General features: G+C 59.3%; 22 protein-coding genes. 13 read left to right on the forward strand and 9 right to left on the reverse strand.

What is annotated here, in order from left to right; translation table 11 throughout:
* Positions 1-31 precede the first annotated feature (31 nt).
* Positions 32-1192, forward strand: coding sequence for a hypothetical protein (locus ACILSR_RS22020; protein WP_395751957.1), 1161 nt, complete (start codon positions 32-34; stop codon positions 1190-1192).
* Positions 1193-1266: 74 nt separating this feature from the next.
* Here ACILSR_RS22020 and rplQ read toward each other — a convergent pair whose 3' ends face one another.
* The 3 genes from rplQ to ACILSR_RS22035 form a co-directional block, all read right to left on the reverse strand.
* On the reverse strand, positions 1267-1764 hold the full coding sequence (gene rplQ, locus ACILSR_RS22025) for a 50S ribosomal protein L17 (protein WP_395751958.1): 498 nt from the start codon (positions 1762-1764) through the stop codon (positions 1267-1269).
* Positions 1765-1810: 46 nt separating this feature from the next.
* A complete protein-coding gene (locus ACILSR_RS22030; protein ID WP_395738787.1) occupies positions 1811-2932 on the reverse strand; it encodes a DNA-directed RNA polymerase subunit alpha in 1122 nt (373 codons plus the stop codon).
* Positions 2933-3131: 199 nt separating this feature from the next.
* A complete protein-coding gene (locus ACILSR_RS22035) occupies positions 3132-4442 on the reverse strand; it encodes a Trx7/PDZ domain-containing (seleno)protein (RefSeq protein ID WP_395751959.1) in 1311 nt (436 codons plus the stop codon).
* A 124-nt stretch (positions 4443-4566) separates the two neighbouring features.
* Here ACILSR_RS22035 and ACILSR_RS22040 point away from each other — a divergent pair, with 124 nt between their 5' ends.
* The 6 genes from ACILSR_RS22040 to ACILSR_RS22065 all read left to right on the forward strand — a co-directional run bounded on the left by ACILSR_RS22040 (position 4567) and on the right by ACILSR_RS22065 (position 10423).
* Entirely contained in the window at positions 4567-5637 is a 1071-nt protein-coding gene (locus tag ACILSR_RS22040; protein WP_395751960.1) for a zinc ribbon domain-containing protein, read from the forward strand.
* Positions 5638-5643: 6 nt separating this feature from the next.
* Complete coding sequence (locus tag ACILSR_RS22045) at positions 5644-6768, forward strand: sugar ABC transporter permease (protein WP_395751961.1); 1125 nt, start codon at positions 5644-5646, stop codon at positions 6766-6768.
* A gap of 31 nt (positions 6769-6799) precedes the next feature.
* Positions 6800-7534, forward strand: a complete 735-nt coding sequence (locus ACILSR_RS22050) for a hypothetical protein (protein WP_395751962.1) — start codon at positions 6800-6802, stop codon at positions 7532-7534.
* Positions 7535-7598: 64 nt separating this feature from the next.
* Complete coding sequence (locus ACILSR_RS22055) at positions 7599-8510, forward strand: uracil-DNA glycosylase (RefSeq protein WP_395751963.1); 912 nt, start codon at positions 7599-7601, stop codon at positions 8508-8510.
* A 15-nt stretch (positions 8511-8525) separates the two neighbouring features.
* Complete coding sequence (locus ACILSR_RS22060) at positions 8526-9158, forward strand: hypothetical protein (protein ID WP_395751964.1); 633 nt, start codon at positions 8526-8528, stop codon at positions 9156-9158.
* Positions 9159-9199: 41 nt separating this feature from the next.
* Positions 9200-10423: a molybdopterin-dependent oxidoreductase gene (locus tag ACILSR_RS22065; protein WP_395751965.1), complete on the forward strand. Its 1224-nt coding sequence runs from the start codon at positions 9200-9202 to the stop codon at positions 10421-10423.
* 28 nt (positions 10424-10451) lie between these two features.
* On the opposite strand, the gene ACILSR_RS22070 is transcribed toward ACILSR_RS22065, so the two are convergent.
* Positions 10452-12635: a response regulator gene (locus ACILSR_RS22070; protein WP_395751966.1), complete on the reverse strand. Its 2184-nt coding sequence runs from the start codon at positions 12633-12635 to the stop codon at positions 10452-10454.
* A 12-nt stretch (positions 12636-12647) separates the two neighbouring features.
* Positions 12648-15050 carry a sensor histidine kinase gene (locus ACILSR_RS22075; RefSeq protein ID WP_395751967.1) on the reverse strand — a complete coding sequence of 801 codons (2403 nt, stop codon included), beginning with the start codon at positions 15048-15050 and terminating at the stop codon, positions 12648-12650.
* A 239-nt stretch (positions 15051-15289) separates the two neighbouring features.
* Here ACILSR_RS22075 and ACILSR_RS22080 point away from each other — a divergent pair, with 239 nt between their 5' ends.
* Positions 15290-15619 (forward strand): H-type lectin domain-containing protein, encoded by a 330-nt coding sequence (locus ACILSR_RS22080; protein WP_395751968.1) that lies wholly within the window; start codon positions 15290-15292, stop codon positions 15617-15619.
* 2 nt (positions 15620-15621) lie between these two features.
* On the opposite strand, the gene ACILSR_RS22085 is transcribed toward ACILSR_RS22080, so the two are convergent.
* Positions 15622-16419: a phthiotriol/phenolphthiotriol dimycocerosates methyltransferase gene (locus ACILSR_RS22085; RefSeq protein ID WP_395751969.1), complete on the reverse strand. Its 798-nt coding sequence runs from the start codon at positions 16417-16419 to the stop codon at positions 15622-15624.
* 115 nt (positions 16420-16534) lie between these two features.
* Between ACILSR_RS22085 and msrP the strand changes: the two genes are divergently transcribed.
* Positions 16535-17500, forward strand: coding sequence for a protein-methionine-sulfoxide reductase catalytic subunit MsrP (gene msrP, locus ACILSR_RS22090; protein WP_395751970.1), 966 nt, complete (start codon positions 16535-16537; stop codon positions 17498-17500).
* 3 nt (positions 17501-17503) lie between these two features.
* Positions 17504-18127 (forward strand): sulfite oxidase heme-binding subunit YedZ, encoded by a 624-nt coding sequence (locus tag ACILSR_RS22095; protein ID WP_395751971.1) that lies wholly within the window; start codon positions 17504-17506, stop codon positions 18125-18127.
* Positions 18128-18142: 15 nt separating this feature from the next.
* Here the strand turns inward: ACILSR_RS22095 and ACILSR_RS22100 are convergent, their stop codons facing one another.
* Both ACILSR_RS22100 and ACILSR_RS22105 read right to left on the reverse strand, forming a co-directional pair.
* Positions 18143-18889, reverse strand: coding sequence for a hypothetical protein (locus ACILSR_RS22100; RefSeq protein WP_395751972.1), 747 nt, complete (start codon positions 18887-18889; stop codon positions 18143-18145).
* 52 nt (positions 18890-18941) lie between these two features.
* Positions 18942-20228, reverse strand: a complete 1287-nt coding sequence (locus ACILSR_RS22105) for a hypothetical protein (RefSeq protein ID WP_395751973.1) — start codon at positions 20226-20228, stop codon at positions 18942-18944.
* 139 nt (positions 20229-20367) lie between these two features.
* On the opposite strand from ACILSR_RS22105, the gene ACILSR_RS22110 reads away from it, so the two are divergent.
* The 3 genes from ACILSR_RS22110 (at position 20368) to ACILSR_RS22120 (ending at position 22833) form a co-directional block, all read left to right on the forward strand.
* Positions 20368-20709 carry a zinc ribbon domain-containing protein YjdM gene (locus ACILSR_RS22110; protein ID WP_395751974.1) on the forward strand — a complete coding sequence of 114 codons (342 nt, stop codon included), beginning with the start codon at positions 20368-20370 and terminating at the stop codon, positions 20707-20709.
* Between the two features lie 157 nt (positions 20710-20866).
* Positions 20867-21289, forward strand: coding sequence for an NINE protein (locus ACILSR_RS22115; protein WP_395751983.1), 423 nt, complete (start codon positions 20867-20869; stop codon positions 21287-21289).
* A gap of 110 nt (positions 21290-21399) precedes the next feature.
* Positions 21400-22833: a Gfo/Idh/MocA family protein gene (locus ACILSR_RS22120; RefSeq protein WP_395751975.1), complete on the forward strand. Its 1434-nt coding sequence runs from the start codon at positions 21400-21402 to the stop codon at positions 22831-22833.
* 66 nt (positions 22834-22899) lie between these two features.
* On the opposite strand, the gene ACILSR_RS22125 is transcribed toward ACILSR_RS22120, so the two are convergent.
* The gene (locus ACILSR_RS22125) at positions 22900-23259 is read right to left on the reverse strand and encodes a hypothetical protein (protein ID WP_395751976.1); all 360 of its coding nucleotides are present in this window, start codon (positions 23257-23259) and stop codon (positions 22900-22902) included.
* Between the last annotated feature and the right edge of the window lie 22 nt (positions 23260-23281).

The following is a 23281-nucleotide window of genomic DNA, read 5'->3' on the forward strand; positions in this document are numbered from 1 at the left end:
AGACGGCAGGGTTTCACTGTACGATAGGCCGATGAAACAGTCCTTGTTCCTTGCGGGCCTGCTGGCCTTGTCCTGCCAAACACCAGCGACCGCCGCCTTTTTGAACGAGGTCCAAGCCAACTTCAGTGCATGGGACTCTGATCAGGATGGCGTGCTTTCAACGGCTGAAATCGAGCGTGGAGTGGCCTCTCCGTTGTTCAAGGGGCCTGCAGGTGCCGCCATTGCCAGCCTGCGGCGTGCCGTGCGTACTCCGGATTTCAAGCTGCCACCGCTGACGCTGGTGAACATTGAAAAGCTGTCCCTTAATGCCAAGGATCAGCGGGATGTCCCGGATTTCGAAGGCATGTATGAGTCCGCGCTGCGGAAGATCGAGGCCAGCCCGCCGAAGCTGCTGGAGCTCTCCAAGCTGAATCTGGAAAGCCTGGAGCAGGGAAAGCTGGGGGATTGTTTCTGTCTGGCGCCCCTGGGGGCGATGCTGGGAAGCAGACCTGCCGAGGTGGCAAAAATGTTTGCACTGACGGGAGACGGGCAGGTCTCGGTGACTCTGGGTGGAGGCCTCGTCTTAAAGGTGCCGTTTCCGACCGATGCCGAACGAGCGCTGATGGCCACCACCGAAGGCAGCGGCATGTGGGCGAACTGCTATGAAAAAGCGGTGGGGAAAATGAGAATGAAGAGCGATGATGCCGAACATCCCACCGAGCTGAGCGTGGTCACACGGGGTGGTTCAGCAGGGACGATGCTATCGATTTTGACGGGGCATGAAATCGAGCGGGCCTCGTGCTCGCCGTTCCGAGATCCCAAGACGACTGAGGAAGAGAAGAAAGAGCTGCTGGCGAAAATCCGGAGCCAGATGAACGCCACCCAGGCCGCGGGCAGGCTGATCTGCGGCGGTACGCTGCGGGGAAAAACGGCAGACGGGCACCGGCCGCCGGGGGTGCGCGGCCCACATGCGTATGCCGTTCTCCATTATGACACGAAGGCGGATGTGGTGACCCTGTGGGATCCGCATGGAGATGATTTCAAGCCCAGCGCCGAGCCGTCTGGACTGGTCAACGGCTACGAACGCAGCCAAGGCCGGATGAAGGTGCCGCTGACCGAGCTGGTGCAATGGTTTGGAGGCTTTTCCTTTGAGACGACACTGCCGCTCAAGAACAAAGCCGGCTCTCCGCCGCCCACGAACGAAACGCTTTAAGTTCGCATCCAATAAAAAACGCGGGAGTCTTTCGACTCCCGCGTTTGGATTATTTCTCGATGAGAGACGCCTGCTTATTCAGCAGCGGCGGCTTCCTTCTTGGCGGCGGCCTTTTTCTTGGCCGGCGCTTTTTTCTTGGCCGGAGCAGCGGCTTCTTCGGCTGCCACGGGTTCGGCGGCGGCTTCAGGTTCAGCGGCTGCGGCGGCTTTTGGCACGTAGGCGTCCACCCACTCGATGTAGGCCATCGGAGCGGAGTCGCTGCGGCGCTGGCCGAGCTTGGTGATGCGGGTGTAGCCACCGACGCGGTCCTTGGAGGCCACGGCGATCTCTTCGAAGAGCTTCTTCACCATGTCTTTGTGACGCAGTGAGGAGAGGGCGGTGCGGCGGGCGTGGAGGGTGCCGCGCTTGCCGAGGGTGACGAGCTTCTCAGCGTAGGGGCGGAGAGCCTTGGCCTTGGCCAGCGTGGTGCGAATACGACGATGCTCGATGAGGGAGCAGGTGAGATTCATGAGCAGCGCGTCGCGGTGATCCTGCTTGCGCTGAAGTTTGACGATTTTTCTTCCGTGTTTCATGTCCTAAAATTCTAACTAAATGGGTCTTCTGTTATCTGTGATTTGATTACTCGTCTTCGTCATCTGCGTCCGGCAGATGGCTGTCCACCAGCTTGCTGAAGTCGAGGGAGTCGGCTTCTTCATCGTCGTCGCCGATCATGCTGCTGCGAGCGAGGAGGGAGACACCGCCAGGGGTGGCCTCAAGCAGCGCAGGATCGAACTTCATGCCGAGAGACAGACCCAGCTCGGCGAGCTTTTCCTTGATCTCGGTAAGGGACTTCTTGCCGAAGTTGCGGTAGCGGAGCATTTCGCCTTCGGTCTTCATGGCCAGCTGGCCCACGCTGGTGATGTTGGCGTTGTTCAGGCAGTTGGCGGCGCGGACGGAGAGTTCGATCTCGTTGACGCTCATGTTCAGGAGCTTGCGCAGCTCGCTGTTTTCCTCGCTCTGAGCTTCCGGTGCGGCTTCGAATTCGATGGCCTTGTCGTCGTAGTTCACGAAGACGTCCAGGTGGTGGCGAAGGATGGCGGCGGACTGCAGAAGGGCGTCCTGCGGGGTGATGCGGCCGTCCGTCCAGATGTCGAGCACCAGCTTGTCATAGTCGGTGTTCTGACCCACACGGGTGTTTTCCACCGCGTACTTCACGCGGGTGACAGGGCTGTAGATGGAGTCGATCGGGATGACGCCGATGGGGGTGTCAACGCGCTTGTTTTCTTCCCAGGTGGAGAAACCGCGGCCGACGCGCACTTCGAATTCGCACTCGAATTTGGTCTTGCGGTCCAGCGTGCAGATCACGAGGTCCTTGTTGATGACTTCGTAGTGGTTGTCTTCCTTGATGTCGCCGGCAGTGACGGCACCTTCCTTGTCAGCCAGGATGGAAAGGAGGCGGGGCTCCTTGGCATCGCTGTGATGCTTGAAACGGACCTTCTTGAGATTCAGGATGATCTGAACAACGTCTTCGAGCACACCGGGGAGGGTGGTGAATTCGTGTTCCGCACCGCGGATTTTCACGGAGGTGATGGAGGCGCCTTCCAGGGAGGAAAGCAGCACGCGGCGGAGGGAGTTTCCAATCGTGTGGCCATAACCTTTGTCAAAAGGTTCGGCGGTGAACTGGGCGTAGGTTTCGGTGGCCGTGGCCTCGTTTTTCACAAGGCGGCTTGGCATCTCAAATCGAGCAAGACGGACTGACATAGGATTTGTACTGACACTAACGGCCGGGTTACCTCCGGGCGAGAACCCTGCACATCTCGAAGAGAGGCAGGCGCGGAGACCAACGGCGAATGGATGACGACTCGCAGGGGGCGTGGAGTATGGAAGCCGGTCTTTAGATTGCAACCGGGATTTTTGGGGGAGAAGGGGGGCGGAAAACCCGCCGAAAGGCCGTTTTTAGCTACTGCTGCGGCAGCTTCAGCTCCAGCCGATCCTTGCCACGCAGCACGACGGCGGGAATTTTCTCGCCGGGCAGGTGGTGCAGCAGGAGGTCGCCGATGAGGGCGCTTTCGGTGACTCGCTGCCTCTGGTCACCAATTTGGACAATGATGTCGTCCTTTTTGAAGCCTTCTTTTTTGGCGGCGGCATGCTGGCCGAACTCGCCCACGTGGAAGATGCGCAGGGCCATCTGAGTCTTTTCCAGGCCGAGGGTGGCGCGCTCTTCATCGGGGATGTCGTCGATTTTCATGCCGCCGAAGGCCATGGCGCGCATCGGCCAGGTGCCGACGCGTTTGCCGATGTCCGAGCTCTGGCGCCATCCGGAGGGCAGGTCGAGGGTGATGGCGGTTTCCTTGCCACCGCGCAGGAGGGTGGCTGGCAGTGGACCGGAATCTGGGGAGCGATGAAGCACCCAGCTGACATCCGCGATGGAAACTAGGGGCTGCTGGCTCAGTGAGAGGAAGCTGTCGCCAGTTTGGACCCCGGCTTTGGCCGCAGGCGAGTTCGCCGCAACAGCCTCCACTTTGGCAACGTCGTCGGTGGCAAGGGTGATGCCGAGGGTTTCGATGGACGGCTGCGGATAGATCCACTCCACAGGCACGGGCTTGTTCTGGCTGCGGTAATAGGCACGAAACGCGTCTCCCACCATGTGGCAGTGGACGCAACTGGCGACAACCTTGCCGTTCCAGTCGAGCTTGCTCTGATATTTGCCGGCCAGGGCAGGGAACTCGATGGGGGTCTGGTAGGGGGTGGGGCCGCCCTGTTTGCCGCTCAGCTGGGCTTTGTTGGCTGGGTACCCCTGATGAACGGAGAGGGCTGCTTCCAGGGCCTTTTTGAAGCTGGTGGTCGTTTTGTTCAGCGGATCCTTCTGGTGCAGCCAGGAGCCGTAGCGGCCGTAGATGGTGCCGTCCCCATTGAACATGATGGCGGAGAAGGAGAGATCGTAGTCAAACTGGAAGCGGGAGAGATCGAGCGCGTTGGCATTGATGACGCGCACGCAGACGAACTGGTCCAGCAGGGGCACGAGCTCCTGCTCTTCCAGCACGCTGGCGTCGATGCCAGCGCAGGACATACAAGGCAGGCAGCGTAGCACCACGAGCAGCGGCTTGCCGGTCGTCTTGGCCAGACGGAAGCCGCCATCGAGGTCGTTCCAGTTCCAGCGCGGATCGTTTTCCATTTTGGCCTTGTCTCCGCGCACTGCGCCTTCGCGGTCTTTGACAGTGGCGGTGAAGGCAGGGGTGGCGAGAGCAAGGAAAAGGAGGAGAAGTCTCATTGGCGAAATGGTACTCAGTCGGTTCCCTGCAAGGCAAGCCAAAATGTTTTGCGCCGGTTTTTGGAATGGACAGGGTTCGGTTTTCTTCTGTTAATCCTGCCCAGCTTCCACCCAACTCGCATTTATGTCTGAAGTCACCGCCATTTCAAAATTTGCCTGTCCAGCCTGCGGTGCCGAGGCGGTCTGGACGCCCGCCAAGCATGCCCTGGTCTGCCCCTACTGTGGCACGGTGTCTCCGGCAGAACTCAAGGCCGACGGTGCTCTGGTGGAGGAGAATGATCTGGTGGCCATGCTGCGGGCCATTCCGGAAAGTCAGCGTGGCTGGAATGCCGCGCGCAAAACCGTGAAATGCCAGAGCTGCAATGCCATCTCGGTGTTTGATGAAAAGCGTGTGGCGCAGAATTGTGACTTCTGCGGTTCCCCGGCGATCATCGCTATGGATGATGTGGGCGCTCCTATCCGGCCTGGCAGCCAGCTTCCTTTTAAGGTTCCCGAAAGCCGCGTGCGGGAGGACATCCGCCGCTGGTACGGCAGCCACTTTTGGGCGCCGAATGCGCTGGGGCAGAAGGCCATGACAGACACCCTGCACGGCATGTACCTGCCGTTTTGGACCTTTGACGCGCATGCCGAATGCCCCTGGGAGGCTGAGGCGGGCTATCACTACTACACCACGGACGACAAGGGGAACCGCCGGCAGCACACACGCTGGGAGTATGCGTCCGGCCACTACAGCGGCGATTTCGACGACTTGCTGGTTCCTGCCTCGAAAGGTGTGCACGGGCATTTGCTGGAAAAGCTGCAGCCCTTTCCCACCACCACTGACCTGCTGCCCTATGATCCGGGCTATCTTTCCGGCTGGGTGGTGGAGCAGTATCAGATTGATCTGGTGCAGGCGGCCGAGGACTCGCGCAAAAGGATGGACGACATCCTTCGCCGTGCGTGCCAGCAGCAGATCCCCGGGGACACCAGCCGCAATCTGCAAATCTTTCCGGAGTACAGCGCCGTCACGTTCAAGCATGTGCTGCTGCCAGTCTGGCTGCTGACCTACACCTATGGCACGAAGACCTATCAGGTCACCGTCAACGGGGCCACGGGCAAGATCGGCGGCGAATACCCGCTGAGCTGGGTGAAGATCACGATCGCCATCGTGATCCTGCTCATCATCCTCGTCATCTTCTTTGCATCGCAGAACTAAGACTGTGTGAACTTACGCTTTCGAGAACTGCCCATTGTCATCGCATTGCTCGCGGTCTGCATGTTCTTTGCCGTCAAAGAGCCGGCCTTTCTGGGAGCGCGCAATCTCTCGATGCTCGTCACCGAGCTTTCGATCACCGCCACGCTGGCCATGGGCATGCTGCTCGTGCTGCTGCCGGGACACATCGATCTTTCCGCGGGCAGCGGCGTGGGACTGCTCGGCGGCATCGGGAGTGTGCTGGTCATGCATCAACACCTGCCGGCACCGGCAGCGCTGGGGCTGGGATTTCTCTGCGGTGTATTGATCTGGATGGCCATGGGGGCCTTCATCGTTTGCGAGCGCATGCCGTCCTTTATCGTGACGCTGGGGGCCATGCTGATTTTCAAAGGTCTTTTCTGGCGCGTGATCAACAACTCAACCGTGCCGGTCGTTCCGGGCGGGCAGAGCAATTTGTACTCGCTGCTCACCACCTACTACCTGCCTGCGAATTATGGCTGGGTACTGGCGGCGGTGCTCGTGCTCGCATTGATCTTAACCACCCTCAGCGCGCGCAGGCAGCGTATGGCGCATGGCTTTGCGGTGGAGAGCAGGGAGATGGCCTTTCTGCGCTTGTTCATCGCCGCGCAGGCCGTGGCCTTGTTTGTGCTCGTCACGGGCCAGTTTCGCGGCATCCCGCTGCCATCGTTGATCCTCGGCGGTGTGATGCTGATCGTGTATGCGCTCACGCAGCACACTGCATTGGGCAGGCATTTGTATGCCATCGGCGGGAGCGCGGAGGCGGCGCTGGTTTCGGGGGTGCCGATGAAACGGAGCGTCATCGCCGCGTATGGCTGCATGGGGGCCATCGTGGCCATTACCGGCTTCATGCAGACAGCGTATGCGGGATCCTCCACGACGACGGTGGGTGATCTGATGGAGCTGGATGCCGTGGCAGCCTGTGTGATCGGCGGAGTCAATTTGCGCGGCGGCCGCGGCACAGTCTTGGGCGTGCTTTTGGGAGCCCTGATCATCGCGTGCCTGTTGAACGGCATGCAGCTCATGTCCGTTGAGAACGATAAAAAATTCATTGCCCGCGGTGTGGTGCTTATTCTCGCGGTGTGGATGGACATGCGGCTGAGCCGGAAGTCGTGAGGAAAAGTAAAAAACTCTGCGATTGGTGGCCATGAACACTGACAAACCTGTGAGGATCTCGTGCCTTTATCTGGCGCTTTGGTTTTTGAGCATTGTCACTTTCGCGTTTCTTGCGCTGCAAGTGGAGGCCAATCGAATCACACGTCTGAGCACCGTGGGGCTCATCTTGGAGCTGGTGGCTGCGTTCTTTACATTTATCTGGTCCTGGAAGCGCCCAAGAAAAGCGTGCCTTGCCGCAATGGCGCTCATCGCATTGCTGCTGGTCTGTCCATGGAAGATTCGCACTTATCCAGAAACGTTGCGTGCATCCTATGTGAAGCATCTCCGGACGTTTGAAGGCTGCCCTTACTATTGGGGTGGAGAGTCACGCCGTGGCATCGACTGTTCCGGATTGATCCGCCGAGGGCTCATCGACGCCTGCCTATCCGAGGGAGTGGTCCGCCTCGACCCGGGCTTGATCAGGCACGGCCTCTCTCTGTGGTGGCATGACACGAGCGCCAAAGCTCTGGGGGAGGAACATCAAGGTCTGACAAAGCGTCTGTTTGAAGCAGATGCTCTGAAGACACTCGACTATTCGAAGCTGCGGCCAGGAGACGTGGCGGTCACCCAGGACGGGGTGCATACCATGGCCTACCTGGGTGAGGAAACGTGGATCGAAGCAGACCCTGGCAAGCTCAGAGTCATCACGGTGCATGCGCCCACCACCTCCAACGGGTGGTTTCTACGTCCCGTCCGGATTTTGAGGTGGCGAATGCTGGGTGAATGAGTGCGAATGAGCCAATCTCCGCATTCGACATTCACGGGGCATTGGGCATTTTGAAGTCCTTTCCATGTCAGCCGCCTCCGACCTCCTCAAACAACACCTGCAGCAGCGCCAGCTTCAGGGGAAGACGCACGTCGCTCTGCGGCCGGGAACGATGGAGAAGCTGACCGGCGTCAGTCATGCACCGGTGGCGCGTGCCACTCCCGCAACCGAAGTCTTCAGGACGGTGGCAGCGGCGGCAGCACCGGCACCAGCGCTGGCGTCCTCACCTGCGTCTGCGCTCAGTACTCTTCGGGAAACGCCGCCTCCGGAGCTCAGGAAAGCGGGTTTGCTGGAGGTGGCTGGAGCTACGATCGAAGAAAAGCTCGCGGCGCTGCGCACCTTGGCCGAAACGTGGGAGCCCGCGCGTGCGATGAAGACCCTGCGCCAGACGATGGTCTTTGCCGTGGGAGATCCTTACACCAGCCTGATGTTTGTGGGCGAGGCTCCGGGTGCGGAGGAGGAAAAAATGCGCGAACCGTTTGTGGGGCCGGCCGGGCAGAAACTCACCGCCATCATCAAGGCGATGGGGTTGGATCGTTCTCAGGTGTACATCAGCAACATCTGCAAATTCCGTCCGGCGATGGAGAATCAGGGCAGTGGCAATCGCAAGCCGGAGGCTGCAGAAATGAAGGCCTGCCTGCCGTTTGTGCTGACGGAAATCGATCTCATCAAGCCGAAGGTCATCGTGGCCCTCGGTGCTACAGCGGCAGAGGGACTGGGCATTCCTGGCAGCGTGGGCAGCCTGCGCGGGAAGTTTCACAGCACCAGCGGCATTCCCACCATGGTCACCTACCATCCTTCCTACCTGCTGCGGGAGGAGAAAATGGGAGACGGCATTCGTGCCAAACGACAGGTGTGGGAGGACATGCTCAAGGTGATGGAAAAACTCGGGCTGCCCATCAGCGCCAAGCAGCGCGGTTATTTCCAGGCGAAGTGATTCATTCCACTCTTTATGAACAAAAACCTCGTGCTTCTGCTGGTCTCGGGTGTGTTTTTTGCTGCGGTTTGGCTGAACTGGCATCCGACCAGAACAACGCCTGACACGCCGTCGAAGAAGCCGACCCCAGCTCAGGTGGCCGCTCCTGCCCCGGCAGCCGCGGTGGCCGCGGTCTCTTCGGAAGATAAGGCGGTGCCGAAACACTATCGGCCGAAGCCGGTGTCTGAAGCCGTGCGGCGCAAGGTGGATGATATCATCCGCCGCTACAAAGACGTCGCTCCCGAAGAAGCGGTGAAGAGCCAGGAAATGGCGGACATGATGAAACGCTTTGGGCAGATGATGGAAAGGCCTGAATTTCAGAGCGAGATGGAAAAGCGTATGGAGGCCATCAAGGCTGCCAAAGGGGCGGAACATGGGACGCTCATGATCGGCACTGGCAAACTTGACGACCCGGAGAGCCGGGCCTGGCTGGAGGCGGTTTTCTCCGACGATGCTGACCTGCTGATGGATTACATTCTCAACAAGATGGATGGCGCCATCTTTGAGTTTGCCTTTGATCCCAGTCTGGAAAATGCAGGGAATGGCGTGACTGTGAAAAGCGCGCCTGCTCCTGCTCCCGCCCCCGAGGCCACCAAGCTGCCAGATTGAGAGCTTGTCTTTCGCCTCTGCTCTGGATTTAAATCGTGCGCATGAAGGCCAAAGCATTCTCCCGTCGTGATCTTTTTAAGCTGGGCACCGCAGGTGCCGCGGTGCTGACGACCAGTGCCGAAGTGCAGGCGGCAGGAAAGAAAGCCGGTCCTGTATGTGAAGAGGGCGGCTGCTGCATCACACCCTCAGGGGATTTTTACAACGTGGAGCGTGGCAACCCGCTGCCCTACAAGCTGCCTCCTGAAAAACTGCGGGAGATCGGCATGGTGCGCGAGACGTGGCAGCTCGAAATCATTTCAGACCCGACGAGCAATGCGAAGATCGAGCGGCCCATGCTGCGCAGCGAAGGCACGGCGCTGACTTTTGACAGGCTCATGGAAATAGCGAAGACGAAGGCGGTCAGCTATTTGAAGGTCATCACCTGCAACAATCTGGCCGATCCTCTGGGTCATGGGCTGTGGGAGGGGGTGCCGCTGCGCGATGTGCTGTGGGAGTGCGGGCCGGTGGAAAATCTGCGCCACGTCTGGTACCATGGCCACCACAACGAAGATCCGAAGCAGATCTTCAAGTGCTACCTGCCGATGAACCGAGTTTTTGAAGATCCTCCCGGAGAACTTCCTGTCATGCTCTGCTACAAGCTGAATGGTGAATTTCTCACCGGCGAGCGCGGCGGTCCCGTGCGCATGATCGTGCCGGAGGCGTATGGCTTCAAATCGGTGAAGTGGCTGCAGCGCATCGGCTTTACCAATGCGCACCAGTCCGATGACACCTACGCCAACGGCAACAACGACATCAACTCATGGCTGAAGACGTTTGCCCGCTTCGGCGATCTGCCCGCGCAGATCAAGGCTGCCGATCCGCTGACGCTGCATGGCAATGCGCAGGTGGGCATCTCCGGTCTCAAAAAGGTGCAGTTCTGGATGCGTGATGTGAGCGCACCTATGCCTCCGAATGATCCGTACTTCGCCAAGGCACCGTGGCAGGACGCAGAGATCGCGCCGTTTGATGGCAGTGGCATCGCAGGCTTCAAAGGCGCGCCGCTGCATCCCGTGCAGTTTGATCCCGCCACGCGCCAGCCGCGAGAGTGGCCGCTGCGACACACACTCTGCCGCTGGACGGCCAAACCGGTGAAGCTGCCACCCGGCAGGTATGAACTGCGCTGCCGCACGGTGGATGCCAACGGTACTGCGCAACCCCTGCCGCGCCCTTTTCCGAAGTCGGGAAAGAACAACATTCAGAAGGCGCTGCTGGAAGTGGTGGCGTGAGACGGTGCCTGCCGGATCGAAGGCTAGTCTATGAAGCAAGCGCAAGCTGCCCCTTCAGAACGCTGTGCAGCGTCTGCAGCAGGGTTTCCGTGGTGTAGGGTTTCGGAATGAAGTGCTTCACGCCCTCCCGCGTGGCTTTGGCCGCATTGCTGCTGGTGCTCAGGCCGCTGGCGGCGATGATGCGCACCTCCGGATTCATGTTTTTCAGCGCCTGGATCGTCGCCGGTCCGTCCATGACGGGCATCATCATGTCGGTGATCACCGCAGCGACCTCTCCCTTTCGGCTGGCATACAAGGCCGAGGCCTCGGAGCCGTCCGAAGCCAGCAGCACCCAGTAGCCAAACGCCTCCAAAATCTGCTGCACGACCTGCCGCACGTCGGCCTCGTCGTCCACCACGAGCACAAGTTCGCCATTGCCACGCGGCAGTTCGGTGGGTGCAAATGTCTCCGTTGCTGGAGTCGCGGCAGTCTGAGCCGGCAAATACACGAGGAAGCGGGTGCCTGCCCGCGGGGTGCTCTCCACGTGGAGAAAGCCATGATGGCTTTTGATGATGCCGAGAGAGGTGGACAGGCCGAGTCCTGTGCCTTTGCCCAGTTCCTTGGTGGTGAAGAATGGCTCGAAGATGCGCTCGATCACTTCTGGCGGCATTCCAGCGCCTGTGTCCTTCACCTGAATGACAATGTACGGTCCGGGTTTTCCTTCACCATTGCTGCCGACGTAGTGCTGTTCCAGCATCAGATTGCACGCGGAGAGCGTGAGTCTGCCGCCGTCGGGCATGGCGTCGCGCGCATTGACGCAGAGATTGAGCAGCACCTGGTGGAGCTGGGTGGGGTCTCCCTGCAAGGTCCACAAATTTTCCGGTATCTCGCTGCTCACCTGAATGGTCTTGAGAAAGGTTTCATTGGCGATTTTTTCGATTTCCCTGAGCAGCGGACCCACCTGCACCACCATCTGTTTTCCTTCCATGCCGCTGGCAAAGGTGAGCAGCTGCCGGACCATGCCCGCACCGCGCTTGGCGCTGCTGTCGAGAGTGGAGATCACCGTGAGGCCGCGCGGATCCTTCTCGCGCATTCTGAGCAGCTCAATGGACATGAGGATGGGCGTCAAAGCATTGTTGAGGTCATGCGCGATGCCGCCTGCCAGCGTGCCGATGCTGTCCATGCGCTGGGCGCGAAGGCACTGCTGCTCGAGTTTTTTCTTTTCGGTGATGTCGGTGTTGATGGAGAGAATGCCCTGCGGCTGGCCGGCGGAATTGCGCAGCAGTGTCCAGCGCGCCTCCACCAAAAGCTTGCCGCCACTGCGGTTGATCTGCTGCAGATCACCCATCCATTCACTGTGTTTGACAATGCTCGAAACCGCCGCTTCAAACGGGGCAAACTCACGATAGAGAAGTTCATAGGCCCGGTGGCCGATGGCCTCCTCCGCGGTCCAGCCGTAGATTCGTTCCGCTCCTTTGTTCCAGTAGGTGATGCGGTGCTCGAGATCGCTCACGACGATGGCGTCGGTGGTTTTGTCCAGCAGGGCGGCCTGCTCGCGAAAGCGCTTTTCAAGACGCCCGCGCTCCTCCATTTCATGACGCAGGCTTTCGAAGGAAAGCCGCTCCTTTTCGCGACTGCGCACAGCCTCCTCCATGGAAGACTCCAGCTCCTTGGTGCGCAGCTGCACCCGTGCCTCGAGATCGTTCATGAGCCATTTGAACTCCTGCTGCAGACGCCATTTTTCCGTGAGTGCGTTGGCGAGCTGCAGCACCTCCACGGTATCAAAGGGTTTTTTGAGGATCAGCAGCCGGTCGCGCGGCTTGATCTGCTCCTGCATCTCATTCCATGAGTAGTCAGAGTAGGCTGTGCAGATCACGATCTGCAGGTCCGGGCAGATGGACCAAATCTGGCGCGTCGTCTCGATGCCGTCCCAGCCCGGTGGCATGCGCACATCGACGAAGGCCATGGTGTAAGGTCTCTTTTCCTCCAGCGCCCGCCGGATGAGGTCCAGCCCTTCCTTTCCTTGGGAGGCGGAATCCACCTCGAACAGCAGTCCCGTCGGCGCGCTGGGGGCAGGGATGTCACCAAAGATGGCAGCTTCATCCGCCTCGATTCCGCTTGCCTGTGCAGGCGCGCTGGCGGGGACCAGGATTTTGCGGAAATCTTCGTGGATCGCAGGATTGTCATCGATGATCAACAGGCGGCGGTTTTCGATGCGAGGGGAGGGCTGCATACGCTGAATAAATTAGGAGGAGAGTGCTACCGGCAGTTCGAGAGTGAAGCTGGCGCCGCGGCCGGGGCCATCGCTGTGGACGCTGAGCTGGCCGCCCATTTCCTTGGCCGCATTGGCCGCGCTGTGGAGGCCGAAGCCATGGCCATCCTTTCGGGTGGTGAAGCCGTGGCCGAAAATGCGAGTGAGGTTCTCCGGAGCGATGCCCACGCCGTTGTCGATGATGGAGATGCTGACCCGGCCGTTGCCGCTGGCCGAGCGCATGATCATGCGTTTGTCCGCACGCCCGGATTCGTCGCAGGCATACTTGGCATTGCGGATGAGGTTGACGAGGATCTGCAGCACCTTGTGTTTTTCGACTGGGACCGGAGGCACCGGCGCGTATTCGCGGATGGTTTCCACCCCGTGGCGGTCCAGCGCACAGGTGTTCATGCGCAGCGCGTCCTCCACCAGGTCATTGATCTGCACCGTCTCCACCAGACCCGAGACACGGGCGTAAGTCTGCTGCATGGCGATGATCTCCTTGACGTGCTCGACGTTTTTGGTGAGCGCGGCGGATTCCTTGTGCAGCCTCTGGTTCTCATCATCGAGCAGGCAGGAAAGTTTGACGATAAACGGCGGCACCAGCCGGCCCTGCGGGTGAGACGTGAGAAAGGCTGTGAGGTCGGCGCTGTGCTCCTCCAGCAATCCTGCGATGCGGACGAGGCTGGAGGTTTTTGACTGGCGCAGGATGTCCTGCGTCATCGTCGTGGAGACATTCATGCTGTTGAGCACGTTGCCCACATTATGCAGTACACCCGTGGCCACTTCCGCCATGCCCGCCTGGCGGGAGGTGTCGAGAAGCATCTTGTGCATGGATTTCAGCTCTTCCTCAGCCATCTTGCGCTCAGTGATGTCCTGTGAAGTGCCAAACACCTTCGCCGTTCCTCTGCCATCCGCCGCCATCACGGCTTCACCACGTTTGTGGATCATCCGCTCGCTGCCGTCCGGACGCACGATGCGATGCTCGAAACTGAAGGGCAATCCTTCGTTCAGCGCTCGGATCATGGTTGTCTCAGCCATGACACGATCTTCCGGATGGATGAAGCTCATGGCCGCCTGATGCGTCACGGCGTATTTGCCGGGTTCCAGGCCATGGATGCGATAGTTCTCGTCGGACCAGACAATTTTGCCGGATGCCATATCCCATTCCCAGCTGCCGACACGGGCGATGATCTGGGCGGTGGCAAGCTGCATTTCACTGCGCCGCAGTTCCCGTTCCGTGCGTTTGCGTCCCGCAATTTCGATCTGGAGGCTTTCATTGGCGGCCTGAAGTTCCTCCGCCTGCCTGCGCAGCGGGCCGCTGATGCTCCGGGTGATGAAGGTGACGAAACCGATTGCAGCTAGCAGGGCAAGGGCCGCCACCATCAGGCTCCGGGAGCGGCGCTGCTCATAGAACTCGATTCGTGTTTGCAGAAAGGTGTCCAGTTCCTCGGAGGCGATCCGCCATAGAGCGAAGCTGGCGGCGCGGGCCTTGCTACCCGCCGCCACATAATCCGCTTCCGTCACACTCGTGCCTTCCACTCCGGCCAGATGGTTCGTGAGGCTGATGAAGTGCTCGGTGGCATCCGAGTACTCCTTGAGCGCAGGCGGGACCCTGGCCTGAAGGGAGGCGCTGCGGCCATAGAAATTCGCGTCCTCATTCAGCGCTGTCTGCAGACTGCCGATGACGCGGTCCATGTCCGCCTCCTTCAGCAGCGTGGCGTGGATGGCCAGTTGCTGCCGTTCGGAATTGGTGATGGTCTGGCGGTGGAGGATGCCTGCACCAAACGCCAGCACTGCGGCCAGCCGGTCCTGCGTCTGTGGCAGGCCCAGGAGGGTCACGTCCATGAGATAGTAGCTGTCCAGATCGGGGTCGAGAATGAGATTGGACTGGTCTCCCGCATGCGTGATCATGATGCGCAGGTCTGCCACAAGGTGCAGATGCTGCGCCGCGACAGCGTCCGGATGCAGTTGTCCCAGCCGGCTTTTCAAATCCTCCCACTCCATTCGCACCGTCCGCGCGCGGAAATGCTCCCTGTGGCGTTTTGCCAGACCTTCGTCGGTAAATTGAAGGTCATGACTCAGCAGCGCATCCACCGCTTCCAGTGCATTGAACGCATCTTCGATCTGTTCCTCCACTCTTCCCAGTTTTACTCGTACTGAAGGATCGCCGGAGCCGGAGGTTTGCGCCAGCAGTCGATGCTGCGGGATCAGCTCGAGCAGGTCCTCCAACGGCCGCTGATAGGCATTGCCCTTCTTCTCCAGCCGGGCAAACTCAATGTTGGCATTGATACCCGTGATGAAGAAATAAAGCATTAGGGAGTCGGGCATCACAAAGAAGATGCTGATGAGCATCAGCTTTTGGGAGACCTTCAGACTGGCAAACCATTGTTTCATTTCGTGGGAGACGAAGGGCTCTTCAGCAAGAACGGCAGCGAGGGGCTGCCGCCGGCCTTTCGCAAAGCCGGACACTTCATCTTCACGAAGTTAATCCGCCAAAGAGGAAGCGGGGTATAAGGGAAGGCTTAAAAACACCGTCGTCTTTTCGCAGACCACTCGGGACGCGCCGAGCAAAAGGGGCCGTCTTGTGACAAGAATAAAGCTGACCGGCCCGGATGCTGCTCTATTGCCGCTGCATGTATCCACCCTCAGTTCCTTGGAAAGTCTTATCCGCCGGTGTCACCGTCAATGTTCTCACGGAGGGCTGGAATCTCGCCACTCCCGAACCGGGGGCGGAAGAGGAGATTCGCAAGTTCATCGTGGACGTGATTTTTGACACCGCCTTTTCCTCCGTGCCCGTGGTGCAGATCGGGCTCAGCGGCTTCGACATCGATCAGCGGGACAGCGCCCGTCTCACCATTAAAGCGGAATTCATCAGCGAATATGGTTTTCAGGCCACCCTCACCACCTGGGCTGGCAGCCGCGTGTATGCCGCCGATTTCAACTGGTTTGCCATCGGGCCTTGAACTCAGCTTTTGCGGAAGCACCAGGAGCGGTAGGAAAGCTCGCCGGACTTCAGCGCTTCGTACACCCGCGCGCCCGGTAGGCCGGCAAAATCGCGGCCCAGCGAGTGCAGAAACTTGGGCAGGCGCTGGCAGATGAGAGCCTCGCTGCGTGCGGCGTTGATCTGCATTCCACGCAGGACTTCGGCATGGATGTCACGCGTCTGCACGAGCTGTAGCGGGGCGTTCGAGATGGCCTGCTCCCATTCAGCCCATTGATCGCGAAAGCGGAAGTCAGCATAGAGAAAATGACCTCCCGTCTTCAGCACCCGCGCGACTTTGGCCAGGAAGGCGGGGAAATCCGGATAGCAGTGTGAGGCCTCGACATTGATGACGGCATCGAGTGATTGAGGCGGAAAGGGGAGCACCTGCGCGTCTCCCTGCACAAAGCGGAGGCCCGGCACCTGATGACGTTTTTGGCAAAAGGCGATGCCGGTGGGATTGAGATCAAGACCCGTGTAGCTCGCGGGATGCAGGGTGCGGGTGAGCCATGAAGCGCCGCCCCCATGACCGCAGCTCACTTCCAGCACGTCCTTTCCCTTCAGGTCCACCTGCGTGGCAACGTGATGATAAAGCTGGATGCAGGCACGGTTGGGTTCGTCCGCGGGCTCCAGCTGCAGGCCCACGGGTGGATCCGTCTCAAAAGCGTAATTCAAAAAAAGCACCTCCTCTCCTCGCAGCCGCCGGGTGAGAAAGGGATACCACAGCTGCCAGATGGCTTTGCGGACGGGGCCGACGGAGAAAAGACGTTCGAGAAGGGACATGGAACAGCCAGCCTGTGAGGTGATGGCGGCGGATGCAACTTGCCAGTTGGCATTCGTTGTGCGGGAATATCCCGGGAGCCAGCGCCTCCTACACGAAACGCGTGCTTCGCTCATCATGAAAGACAGCCCCCACATTCCCTCGAGCGAGATCACACCGGAGGAGACTTTTCTCAATCGGCGCTTCTTCATGAAATCCGCCATCTGGGCCGGATCCACGCTGGCCACGGCGGGGCTGTACCGCACCTTTAGCCCGCGGCCTGAGGTGAAGAACACTGGCGCTGCCATCGCCACCGTGGCCGAGCCATCGCTCCAGACGGGGCTGGCGGCTGATGAAAAGGTCAACTCCTTCACCGACATCGCGGGCTACAACAACTATTACGAGTTTTCGACCGACAAATCCGAGGTGGCGGCCAAGGCCAAAAACTTTGTCACGGATCCCTGGAGCGTTCAGGTCGGAGGATTGGTGAAGAATCCGCGAACCTATGATCTCGCCGATCTGCTCAAATTCGAATCGGTGGAACGGACCTATCGTTTCCGCTGTGTGGAGGGCTGGTCCATGGTCATACCCTGGGTGGGCTTCCCTCTTTCAAAGCTGTTGAATCAAGTGGAGCCGCTGAGTGCCGCCACTCACGTGGCCTTTGAAACTTACTATGACATCAAGCAGATGCCTGACTCGCGTTTCGCGGGCATTGATCTGCCCTACCAGGAGGGCCTGCGGCTTGATGAAGCGATGCATCCGCTGACGCTGCTGGCCACCGGCCTGTATGGCAAGACACTGCCCAATCAAAATGGCGCGCCAGTGCGTCTGGTGGTGCCGTGGAAGTATGGCTTTAAGAGCATCAAATCGGTGGTGAAGATCACCCTCATGGACCGCGAGCCGGGGACTACCTGGAGTCTCGCCAATCCGGGGGAATACGGCTTCTACTCAAACGTGAACCCCACGGTGGATCATCCACGCTGGTCCCAGGCCCGGGAAAGACGCATCGGTGAACTGGGCACGCGCCCCACCCTCATGTTTAACGGCTACGCGGAACAGGTGGCGCATCTCTATGCGGGCATGGACCTCACCACAGATTTTTGAGACATGACGACTTTCAGCGCAGACTCACGCTTTCACCGGCAGCTCCTTCTCTTCAATGGACTGCTGCCAGTCCTCCTCATCCTGGTGGATGCCTGGCGCGGCAGACTGGGCGCGAATCCTGTGGAGTTCGTCACGCGCGCTTCCGGAGTGCTGACGCTCGTTTTTCTTTTTCTGACGCTGCTGGTCACGCCTCTGCGCAAGATCTACGGTTGGAACTGGCTTCTCAAGCAGCGCCGTCTGCTGGGCCTGTATGCGTTTTTCTACGGGCTTGCGCATCTGGTGACCTACCTGGCCTATGATCGCGACTGGCAGCTTCAGACCGTGATCGGAGATGTGTACAAGCGCCCCTTCATCGCCATAGGGATGTTCAGCTTTGTGCTCATGGTGCCGCTCGCAGTCACGTCCACCAATGCCATGATCAAGAAGCTCGGCGGTGCCCGCTGGGCGCAGCTCCACCGCCTCACCTACTACATCACCATCGGTGGTGTGCTGCACTACTGGATCATTGTGAAGTCAGACATCACCTATCCGCTCATCTTCGCGGTGGTGCTGGCGCTTCTGCTGGGATACCGCGCGGTGGCTGCCATAAAAAAAGCGCGAGGTGCAGCCGCACCCCGCGCTTCCTGAGTCGTTGCGGACAGCCTATTTCGCTGGTGCGGCGTTCCAGACTTTGATGTCGTCAAACCAGCCGCTCTGACCAGCCACGCCGAGTTCGATCTTGGACTTCGTTTCATGGCCGATGCCAGGAGACTTCAGGAATGCGACCGCTTTGCCATCAATGCTGACGCGCATCTCATCTCCGACAGTTTCCACCACGACGGTATACTCCTTGTTCTGCTCCAGGCTCACGGGGAAGGTGGCGCTTTTGCCGGCCATCATCTTGTTCACTTCATCTTTCTTCGCGGGATCCTTGCGCATCTCCTTGATGATGAGGTTCTGGCTGCCTTCGCGCTCATCCATGATGGTCACCTTGTCCAGACGGATCTGCGCACGGCTGAGGTGGCCGTAGTGGGCTGCGGTGTATTTGCGGTCGTCAAACTCCACATCCATCATCGTGCAGCCGTCGAAGCGCATCTTCACCTCCACCACGCTGTCCTTGGTGGGGACTTCCAGGCCATACACGGCCGCATGCGCGGTGATGATGGATTTGCCATCCTTGGAGGGCATGTCTTTCACGCGTGTTTGCGTGCCTTTCAGCGCGTCTTTTTCAAACACGAAGGTGTCCACCACGCGGTGCCAGCGTTTGTCATGCTCGCTGCCGGACATGTCGTCGGAGAACAGCAGCTCCTTCTTTTCCGCGATGGGTTTGGCGGGAACCTTTGGCTGGTCGGCGGCGAAAGCGGCTGCGCTGAGAAAGAGACAAGGGGCGAGGAAGAGTCGGATGTTCATGGGGAAGTTTTAAACGAAACAATTCAGGGACTATATCATTGGCATGGATTTGTTACGGCACTTCAGGCAGTGCGTAGTAGGCGCATTCGGCAAAGAAGAACTCCGCCATGTGCAGCTTGGAATAATCGTAGTGGCGGAGCGCTGCGTTGATTTCCGCGCGCGCCGAGTCTCCGCCGAGAGCCGCTATTGCCGCCGCCGCGAGAGGGTTGCGCATCCATCTGGCTTCGTAGTATTTGCGTTCGCCTCGTTTTGCCTTGTCTCCCGTTTCGGAGAGCTTCGCTGCATCGGCCTGGGTGTGCTGGGGAACCCAGGTGGAGTAAACAGCCCGCCAGTCGGCGTTGCCAAAGACTTTGGTGTCGTTGTTGTCGAACTGAGAATGTGCTTTGATCGCGGCAACCACACTCCTTGCGTTCAGGGCCAGACCCGCACGGTAGAAGGCCCGGGTGGGCTCGTGTGTTTCCATGGTCACAAGCTTCGCCAAAGAGCCCTGGCATCCCACATAGATCCACAGCTGGAAGTCATCGATGTGCTTGATCGCCTCGTGATCAAAGGCATAGCCCTCGGCGCAAATCTCCGCCCGCGTTTTGTCGGCATTGGCCGGATGCTCGGCGAGGGCCTTCTGGTAACGTTCCAGCCAGACGCTTTCGCCAGTGATCTCATGCGTGGCACGGAGCAGATAGAGATAGCGCACGGCATCGCGGAACAGATGTCCCTTATACCCGCCGCGAAACTGCCCTTTGAAAGAGGCATCGCAAGGGCATTGCCAGCCGGTGGATTCCAGCACTTCGGCCACCTCTTTTACCTTGGCCGAGATCTGCCGGCGCTCTTGCTCGGAGGGCAGTCCGCTCTTGTAGTAGGCATGCAGGCCGTAAAACCACGGGTGGGTCTGATCATCCGATCCCAGCGGATAGTGACAGCGTCCGTCCGTACCGATGCCGCGTGCGATGAATCCTGGCACGTCCGAGACCGAGGCACACTTCAGCAGGCCTTGTGCAAGCTGTGAGGCGTGGGTTTTGTCGATGGCATCGCCACTGCGGCGGGCGCGTTCGCAGGCGGCAGGGAGGTACAGACCGGTGAACATGGGGCCGTTCTCAATAGGGCTCCACCAGCCAATGGCATTCGGCTTTCCCAGGGCGCAATCTTCCGGCGTGGGCCGCTCACCCACGAAGTCATTGATGATGCCGTGGGAATCCACAAACGAGCTCCACAGCACTTTGTGAGCTTGCTCCACCGCCGCGGAGACTGTGGCGTGCTGCGCTGAAAGGCTTGTGCCAGCTGAAGCACAGATCAACAGTAGGCTGGCAAAAAAGTTGGCGGCAGCAGCGGGTTTTCTTGGCATGGATATCATGAGAACCAGCAGCCAAGCATCTCTGCCATCCTGCGCAACCATGTTCGGGCAATATCAGGCCAGTGTGCGCCAGGGATGGCGTTGACTGAGCGCTTGAATTTCAGTTTTGTGGCGTGTCTGTTCCATGCCTATGAGCCAACCTGCCTGCCCCATGTGCGAGATGAATGATGTTTTGGACCACACCGACCGCTTTGAATGCATGACCTGCGGTCACGAATGGCCCAAGGAGGCCGTGGCAGATGAGCCGGATGCCGAACGCGTCGTCAAAGACGCCTATGGCGCGGTGCTGGCCGATGGCGACATCGTGGCAATGATCAAGGATCTGAAGCTCAAAGGAACCAACGAAGTGCTCAAGGTCGGAACGAAGTCCAAACCCATCCGTCTGGTGGATGGCGATCACGAAATATCCTGCAAGATGGACGGCATCGCGATTGGCCTGAAAGCCTGCTTTGTGAAGAAGGTGGTGGTGTAGGGGCTTTCTTCAGCTCCCAGTGCTTTCTTCATGCGTGGACTTGCCTGTGCAGGGCTATATGTCTGGCAGTCCAGCAGGCAAATTGCTTCTCCGGCTGGTAAAAATGGAACGGATTTGCAATCGCAAGATGCCCGACACGCATGATGATGAGGCCGTCATGAACAACACCACGCTACCTTCCACACACAACAAACTGGCGGGCTATCTGCTTTGGATTTTTGGTTTTACCGGCGCTCACCGTTTTTACTTCGGCAAAACCAAGACAGGAATCTTGTGGTTTTTTACCGGTGGTCTCATCGGCGTCGGCTGGCTGATTGACTTGTTTCTTATCCCAGGCATGGACCGCCAGGCAGACCGCAGGTTCGCCCAGGGCCGCTTGGATTATACGGTCGCCTGGGTCTTGCTGACCTTTCTGGGGGTCTTCGGCCTCCATCGCTTCTACCTGGGCAAATGGGTCACCGGCCTGCTTTACCTCGTGACCGGCGGCGGATTCTTGATCGGCATCGTCTACGACTTCTGCACCCTCAATACACAGATCAGCGAGATCAATTCCGCGGAGAACAGCCGTGCCATTGTTTGAAATACCCGCGGTGCGGGCTGGCTGAAAATAATGCGGGAAATTGGCGAAGGAGTTGTGTGCGGGGCTGCGTTCTGGCAGAAGTTCTGTCTGTCTTCCAACCCGATCCAACCATGACCTCACGCCGTTCCTTCATCACCCAGTCCGCACTTGCGTTCACCGCTTTGTCTGCCAGCCGCGTGCTGGGGGCCAATGATACCATCCGCATCGCCTCCATCGGTCTGGGCGGGCAGGGTTTGGGCAATGCAGGACGCATGGCCAAGGTCCCTGGCGTGGAAATCGCCTATCTGTGCGATCCCGACACCGCGGCGCTGGACAAGGGCAAGAAGGCTTTCCCCAATGCGAAGACTACCCAGGACCTGCGCAAGGTGATGGAGGACAAGAGCATCGATGCCGTCGTCGTTTCCACCGGAAATCACTGGCATGTGCTGGCTTCCATCTGGGCCATGCAGGCGGGCAAGGACGTGTACGTGGAAAAACCCGTCTCCCACAACATCTGGGAGGGGCGCAAACTCGTCGAGGCCGCGCGCAAGTACAACCGCATCGTGCAGGGCGGCACGCAGCAGCGCAGTGATCCGCTGCAGGAGGAGATCAAAGGATTCCTGGATGCCGGGACGATCGGCAAGATCAAATACGTGCGCTGCAATCACTACAGCATGCGCTCCTCCATCGGCAAACGCGCAGAGCCGCTCACACCACCCGCCACGTTGAATTACGACATCTGGCTTGGCCCTGCGAAAGACGAGCCCATCTACCGCGAAAAATTCCACTACGACTGGCACTGGAGCTGGAACACCGGCAACGGCGAGATGGGCAACTGGGGGCCGCACATTCTTGATGATCTGCGCAACGTCGTCTTCCGGGACAAGGTCGCGCTGCCAAAACGTGTGATCGCTGGTGGCGGTCGCTTCGCCTGGGACGATGCCGGCGAGACACCCAACACCCATTTTGCCTACATGGACACCGGCAGCATCCCGGTGATCATCGATTTCCACAACCTCCCGCGTCAGAAGGGTGTCAAAGCTCCGGACGTGTACCTGCGTCGTCGCACGGGTGCTTTCCTCATCATCGAGTGCGAAGGCGGCTACTACACCGGCAGCCGCGGCGGTGGCACCGCCTACGATGCCGCAGGCACCAAGCTCCACACCTTCAAAGGGGATGGTGGCAAAACCCATGCCGCCAATTTCATCGAAGCCATTCGCAGCCGTAAGTCGGAAGACTTGAAAGGCGAGGTCGAGAAGATCCACTACTCCAGCGCCTGGTGCCATCTGGCGAACAACTCCTTCCGCCTCGGCCAGAAGTATGTCCGGGAGCAGGCCGAAGCTGCGGTGAAGGATTTCCAGCCGTGGAATGACGTGATCGCCGATTTCCACGAGCACCTCATCAAAAACGAACTCGATGCCTCCAAGCTCGACATCAAGATGGGGCCGATGCTGGAACTCGATGTCGCCAAGGAAACCTTCGTGGGAGACACCGCGACGCCGGAGGCGCTGGCCCTGCTGAAGCGTGAGTATCGCCCCGGCTTTGAAGTACCGCAGTCCGTTTGATCAGCGAAAGAAAAGAGCGTCAGGAATGTCCTGACGCTCTTCGCATGATTTACGAAGGAGGCTTCTCTATTTTGGTGTGGCTGGCGCTGCGGGAGGTGCAGCAGGGGCAGGCGGCGGTGGTGGATTGGGTGCCGGAGCAGGAGTCAGAGCGTCCTTGGCCTTCTTGGCAGCGTCTTCGAGAGCCTTGGCCGCCTCGGCGGTTTTTTCTTTCGCTTCTTCCTTTAGGACGACAGCCTCTTTCTTTGCTTCTTTGCCAAGTTCGATGGCTTTTTCCTTGGCGGCTTCCAGTTCTTTGGCCGTTGCGATTTTGACGGATTCGGCGGCCTTCTTGGTGTCTTCCATGGCCTTGGTGTTCTCAGGCGTTTTTCTGCATGAGGAGATGCCGCATGTGAGCAGCGCGATGGCAGTTAGATAATGGAGTTTCATGATGCTTGGTGTGGAGTGGTTT

The sequence above is a fragment of the Prosthecobacter sp. genome (genome assembly GCF_044222565.1).
Classification (GTDB): domain Bacteria; phylum Verrucomicrobiota; class Verrucomicrobiia; order Verrucomicrobiales; family Verrucomicrobiaceae; genus Prosthecobacter.